The following is a 3203-nucleotide window of genomic DNA, read 5'->3' as shown; positions in this document are numbered from 1 at the left end:
GGTGACGCGCTGGTGAACCGCTTCCAGTTCGTCGGCGACCATTAGCGCCGCCACGGCGTGAAGCGGCTGTGCACGATCCTCGGAATTGCCCGCTTCAGTTACTACTACTGGCGCCGGACGGCCGCGGACCGGGCCGTCCGGCAGGCGGCCGACAGCCGTCTGGCCGTCCGGATACGGGCGGTCCACCTCGAGTCGGACGGTACTTACGGAGTCCCGAGGATCACCGCTGAGCTCCGGGAGACCGGCGATGAGGCGGTCAACCACAAGCGTGTCGCTCGGATCATGCGGGCGTCCGGGCTCGAGGGAGTCCGGTTGCGCCGCCGACACCGCACCACCGTCCCCGACCCGGCCGCGGCCAAGGCGCCCGGCCTGATCGGCCGCGACTTCAGCGCAGCAGAACCGAACACGAAGTACGTCGGTGACATCACCTACCTGCCCCTCGACGGCGGGAAGTTCTGCTACCTCGCCACCGTCATCGGCCTCGCCTCACGCCGTCTGGCCGGCTGGGCGATCGCCGACCACATGCGCGCGGACCGTGTCACCGATGCCCTGGCCGCGGCGATCCGCACCCGTGGCAGCCTCACCGGATCGATCACGCACACCGACCACGGAGCCCAGTACACGAGCAGGGCATTCGCCCAAGCCTGCAGGTCAGCAGGGGTTCGGCGAAGCATGAGCGCGATCGGCAGCTCGGCCGACGACGCACTCGCCGAGTCCTTCAACGCGACCTTCAAACGCGAGACCCTGCAAGGACGGAAGAGCTGGCCAGGCGAGCGCGAGGCCCGACTCGACGCCTTCCGCTGGCTGCACCGCTACAACACCGTCCGACGCCACTCCCGCCTCGGGCAACGATCACCGATCGCCTTCGAGGACGCCCTCCAACTCATACCAACTACGCTGGCACAAGCCGCATAACCCGTGTCCAGGATTCGGGGTCAAGGCCCGTCGCGGTCCAGGACCATCAGCTGGACACGCATCGCGTTCGATCCGGCGGTCACGTGCCGTCCGGTGGTCGCCGACCACCACAGTCCCGGCCCCCAGCGCCGCCCCGGGACCACCGGGAACGCCGGCACCGGCGGCAAGTCCTCGAACGCCACGGACATGGCGGCATCCGCCCACCGCTGCTGCACTGTCTGCCCCACCGGATCGAGGAACACTGCCTCGAACCCGCCCGAGCGGCCTACGGCCGCCCGCCCTGCCCGGCTCCGGGCTGCTCCCGTGCTGGTCACCCGCGCCAGCCAAGCCGCTCCAGGCCGCCCGGACGGCCGTTTTCAGTGTTCCTGCCACGAACGAGTGCCGTATCAGCTAACAATCGACTCGCCCCGGCGCATCGCGCTCAGCTGTCCTCTTCCTGCCTGTCCGCCGTCAGCATTTGGCTGAGCACCTCAACGGGCATGTCCACCCACCGGGCTACCTCTTCCAGGGGCACGCCGCCGTTCACCGCCGCCAGAGCGGTCCGCTTCCAGGCGTTCTCGATCAGGCCGGCGCTGTGGCCGAGACCGCGCAGCAACCGCCGGGCGACGTCGGCGGTCGGCCCGCTGTGCACCCCGCGCAGCTGCAGCAACTGCTCCTGGACGCTGTCGAGCGTGCTGGTGATCAGCCTGCGCTGCTCGGCGGACACCGCAGCCCGCCACATCGTCCCCGACCCGGGCGCCTTCTTCTCCTTGCCCATCACCCGCAGCTGCCCGGACATGGTCGCTGCCCGGTGCTCCTGTCGCAGCCACCACGGGTCGTTGTCGTACCCGGGCGGCCCGCCGGCGCCGCGGCGAAGACGGATGGCGCTGCCCATCCACCCGATGAGCGGCCCGCCGTGGTCTGTCGCGGCCAGCGGCCCCAGCCAACTCCGCCCCAGCCGCTCACCGAGACTGCGGCAGAACATCCCATCGGCGGGCAGCGCCCGCGGCCGCCCGGCACCGCTGTCGGCCCACACCAGCTCGGCCATGGCCGGATCCAGCAGCGCGTCGGCCACCGCCACCACCTCCGGGAAGACGACCGCGTCCCGCCCCACGATCCGCCACCACTCCAGATCACCGCCTGCATCCCCGCCCGCGACCTGGTGCAGGCGCCACGGCCAGATCGTCTCCCGCTCCCAGCCGTAGGCCCGCTCCCACCACCGGGCCACCACCGCCTGCGCCAGCGCGAACACCCGCTCCGGCTCTGCGCCGGCCCGCACCGCCCGCCGCACCACCCGGGTCCACCGCCGCTGCGCCGCCACCACCTCCGGCAGACCCCGCAGATCAAGGTGCTCCAGCGGCTGATTGGCGTCCGCGTCCAGCAGCCACCGCCCATACCGCACGCACACCCGCTCCCACCGCGGCGTGTACCGCACCACCCGCACGGACGCCCCCGTACGCCGGACCGCGCACAGGCGGCAGCCGCACGCCACTGGACCGGCCACCGCGCCACCGGTACGCCACAGTCCCACCGGATCGCCGGCCCCGGCGCGGAGCTTGGCGTCCTCCTTTCCCCAGGACGGCAACGCCCGCGCCAGCACCTCCTCCTCGACGCCGCACATGCCGACCACGAGCTGGCGCCCGGCCGCGTTCAGCAGCACCTCGGCGTCAGCCCGCGCGCCGCCGCCCTCGTGCCCAGGCGGGTAGTTGCGCCACCTCCAGCACGCCCGCAGCACCTTTGTTTCCATTCCGTAGCGGCTGGCGATGCGGCATATCAGCGACGAGGTTGTCTCCCTCTGCAGGGGAGCGGTCCGCAGGAGGCCGGGGTTACGGAGCACTCCACCACGGTCTCGTGTCTACCGCCCTAGGCGGGCGTTTTCGCAACGACTGTGCAGCGGATCAAGCAAACCGGATCCGCACGGTGCTGCAGAGAGCCGCCCTCCAGGAGCGCACACCGGTACTGGCCGCCCGCGAACTGCGCGGTCTGGAGTACAGTGCGCGCCGGCCTGGTCCTCGCCGACCAGCAGACGCCCGGCCTCACCACCTACTGCCCGTTCATGCGGATGCGGCGGACCGTCCCGGGATGCGAGGACGACCTCCGGCGAGACGTCACCCTTCTGCCCGCGTGAGTGGCTGAGGCCCACCCCGCGCCCCAGCTGCAGCCGGTCCAGCAGCGTGACCCGGGCTCAAAATGCGATGTGTCGGCTTCGTGTCAGTGAGCCTCTTTCATCCTGTGCTGGTGGGTGAAATGGGCTGGTCAGCGGGTGTGGTGACGAGACAGGGCCCCTTGTCGTTGGCGTGGTGATCTCA

Annotated in this window: 3 protein-coding genes and 1 pseudogene; 2 read left to right on the top strand and 2 right to left on the bottom strand. The window is 71.1% G+C overall.

Annotated features, from left to right (window positions below; translation table 11 throughout):
• Positions 1 to 915, top strand: a pseudogene (locus tag IE94_RS36575) (IS3 family transposase); the annotation flags it as partial.
• A 20-nt stretch (positions 916 to 935) separates the two neighbouring features.
• Here the strand turns inward: IE94_RS36575 and IE94_RS38720 are convergent.
• Together IE94_RS38720 and IE94_RS0133955 are read right to left on the bottom strand one after the other, a co-directional pair.
• On the bottom strand, positions 936 to 1142 hold the full coding sequence (locus tag IE94_RS38720; protein ID WP_425337998.1) for a hypothetical protein: 207 nt from the start codon (positions 1140 to 1142) through the stop codon (positions 936 to 938).
• A 194-nt stretch (positions 1143 to 1336) separates the two neighbouring features.
• On the bottom strand, positions 1337 to 2731 hold the full coding sequence (locus tag IE94_RS0133955; RefSeq protein WP_030192167.1) for a hypothetical protein: 1395 nt from the start codon (positions 2729 to 2731) through the stop codon (positions 1337 to 1339).
• Positions 2732 to 2887: 156 nt separating this feature from the next.
• On the opposite strand from IE94_RS0133955, the gene IE94_RS41645 reads away from it, so the two are divergent.
• Positions 2888 to 3022 (top strand): hypothetical protein, encoded by a 135-nt coding sequence (locus tag IE94_RS41645; RefSeq protein WP_280922743.1) that lies wholly within the window; start codon positions 2888 to 2890, stop codon positions 3020 to 3022.
• Positions 3023 to 3203 lie beyond the last annotated feature (181 nt).

Origin of the sequence: Streptomyces violaceorubidus (genome assembly GCF_000717995.1) — a bacterium.
GTDB classification, from domain to species: domain Bacteria; phylum Actinomycetota; class Actinomycetes; order Streptomycetales; family Streptomycetaceae; genus Streptomyces; species Streptomyces violaceorubidus.
This window is presented reverse-complemented; position numbering and strand designations above follow the sequence as displayed.